Below are 2,782 nucleotides of genomic sequence, written 5' to 3'. Positions count from 1 at the left end.
GAATGCGGGGTACCGGGTGTTCCGGTCCATGATACTGTTCGGTTTATCACATGTGGAGAGGTGCAGTCCGGCGCGAATTATCTACGGTACAGATTTGAAAATCTAAGGCCGGATACGGCGTCCGGACTGCAGGCAGAAAGAACTGGCCGGTTCTTTCTGCACGAGAGGAATAATACAAGGCCGGATAAGCGAAGCGCCATCCGGCAGATTATTGCCGGGCGGCACGTTGTTTGCCCGGCCTACGTTCAGTATGAAGCGAGAGGGGCGCGCGCTTAACTGTACTGACGTACTCGCGCAATCAGTTCATCCACGCTTTCAATACGATCCGCCAACACAATCAATGCTCGCCCGAGCGTAATGGCATGGCGCAAACACTCGTGGCGCATGGTGTCGTCTTTAATCGTCTCAATATCCGCGACGTGCGAAAGCCCCACACTCCGGCGAATCAACTCTGTTCCGCAGAACCCAACCGCATCTTTCCACACTTTTTTCAGGAATTCGGAGGCATAACCTGGCCATGCCAGCGCGGCGTCCCGGCTCTTTTCCGTTGCCAGCGACTGGAAGCGTTCGGCGAAGGTGCTCCACAGTTCCTGAATATCGGCGAGGCGTTGTTCACGTGCGGCGGCGGCATCACGAATGCCTAACTGCCCCGGCAAACCGCAGTAGTTCAGCAGCAGGTTGCCAATGGCAGTGCCGACATCAAAACCGACGGGGCCAAAGTAGCCAAACTCGGCGTCGATGGCTTTCAGGCTGCCTTCTGCAACGAAAATGGAGCCGCTGTGAATGTCGCCGTGTAACAGCGCTTCAGCCTGTGAAAAGAAACGGTGTTTAAGCGATGCCACGGCGAGTTTTAACGGTGCGTCATCCCGCAGCGCGGCTACGTCGGCTTCGAGTTCCTGCGGGTAATTATTGCGTTCATGCACCTGATAAGGATCGTTGAAGAACAGGTCTTCGGTTATCTCACACATTTCCGGGTTGATGAACTGCGCCACCTGGGCTTTCTTCTCGTGCGGGTGCACATAGAAATCGCTGGTATGGAATAACGTTTGCGCCAGATAGTGGCCCAGCTGCTGAGCGGCTTGCGGATAATATCCGCCCTGAATGAGCTCGCCGCGCCAGATACGATGATCCGAAAGGTCTTCCATCACCATCACCGCCTGTTCCGGATCGAAGTGATGAATTTTCACCGTATGTTCAGGGCTGTGGCGATAGTGTTCCACCAGGGTTTGTGCTTCAAGACGGGCTCTGTCCAGCGTGAGCGGCCAGGATTCGCCCACACAACGCACATAAGGCAGCGCCTGTTTAACGATGACCCGGCTGATGCCCTGCGCATCAAAGATTTTGAACACCAGATTGAGGTTGCCGTCGCCGATTTCCTGCGCTGACACCAGCTCAGACGGATCCGCTAAACCGCCAAATTGTTGCGCATAAGCCACCGCATCGTCGGCGGTGAAGGTTTGGTAGTGCGACATTGCCTCGATCCTCATTCAGTCAAAATAAAGCCATTCAGACGTCTATACATCTGTAATTCATCCTGACACAATGTGATACAACAACGCAACAGGGATTTAACGATATGCAGACATTACAGACCACCAGCCTGCGGGTGAGTGAAAATCAGTTGTTTATCCTGGATCAGCAGGCGCTACCTCAGGCATCACGCTGGCTGGAGGCCAATAGCGTCGAGTCGCTGGTTGGCCATATTCATGCCCTGCGAGTGCGCGGTGCGCCGCTGATTGGTCTTTCTGCCAGCCTGTTGCTGGCGTTATTGGCAGAACGTGGATTAACACGCGATGCGTTACTGCAAGCGCTTGAAATACTGCGCGCTTCGCGTCCAACTGCCGTCAATCTGATGAATAACCTCGACAGGATGAAGCTCGCTCTTGCCGAAGAAGATTTCGTTCCGGCTCTGGTGACAGAAGCGCTGCGCCTGATTGAAGAAGATAAACAGCTTTGCGAGAGCATAGCTGTTGCGGGCAGTGAACTGGTGAAACCCGGCAGCCGCTTGCTTACCCATTGCAATACCGGTGGCCTGGCGACAGCCGGTGTGGGCACCGCAATTGGCGTTATTCATCGAGCGCATCAGCAAGGCAAAATCGCTAACGTCTGGGTCGATGAAACGCGTCCGTTGTTGCAGGGCGGAAGACTCACCGCCTGGGAGCTGGGCGAACTTGGTGTGCCTTATCAATTAATCACTGATTCCATGGCCGCCAGCCTGATGGCAAAAGGGGAAGTCGACGCAGTGTGGGTCGGCGCAGACCGCATTGCCGCCAACGGTGATGTGGCGAACAAAATCGGCACCTATTCGTTGGCGGTACTGGCGAAATATCACGGCATTCCGTTCTACGTTGCTGCACCGCAAACGACGCTTGACTCACAGTGTCCGAATGGCGATGCGATCCCAATCGAACAGCGAGCCGCTTCAGAAGTGACGGGCGTAGCAGGCAGTTTTGGTGCAGTACAGTGGGCACCGGAGGACGCAAAAGTCTACAACCCCGCGTTCGATGTGACGCCCGCAGCGCTTATCAGCGGCTGGGTGCTGGATACGGGCGTGGTGACGCCGGAGCAGGTAGCTGGTGGGATTTTTGCCATTAAGTGAGCAATGGCTGTAGCTCATTTTTTAGTGAACAAATATACGTATGTGGTGGAATTGTTCCGTTCACTATGAGTCCACTGCTACTCTGTTCTCCCCGCTGCGGTGAACGTGCTAAGGGAATTCACCGTGTATGAACCGGTCACATGGGTAACAACATTGACCGGTCACATGGGTGACACCTTCATA

At 54.8% G+C, this 2,782-nt stretch carries 2 protein-coding genes; one reads left to right on the top strand and one right to left on the bottom strand.

Annotation, left to right across the window (positions count from 1 at the left end; all coding sequences use genetic code 11):
* Positions 1 to 272 precede the first annotated feature (272 nt).
* Complete coding sequence (mtnK, locus tag ACI2I2_RS24490) at positions 273 to 1,472, bottom strand: S-methyl-5-thioribose kinase (protein WP_404660259.1); 1,200 nt, start codon at positions 1,470 to 1,472, stop codon at positions 273 to 275.
* Positions 1,473 to 1,576: 104 nt separating this feature from the next.
* Between mtnK and mtnA the strand changes: the two genes are divergently transcribed.
* Positions 1,577 to 2,599: an S-methyl-5-thioribose-1-phosphate isomerase gene (gene mtnA / locus ACI2I2_RS24485; RefSeq protein ID WP_404660258.1), complete on the top strand. Its 1,023-nt coding sequence runs from the start codon at positions 1,577 to 1,579 to the stop codon at positions 2,597 to 2,599.
* Positions 2,600 to 2,782 lie beyond the last annotated feature (183 nt).

The organism is Scandinavium sp. NPDC088450 (assembly GCF_044900545.1).
Taxonomy (GTDB): domain Bacteria; phylum Pseudomonadota; class Gammaproteobacteria; order Enterobacterales; family Enterobacteriaceae; genus Scandinavium.
This window is presented reverse-complemented; position numbering and strand designations above follow the sequence as displayed.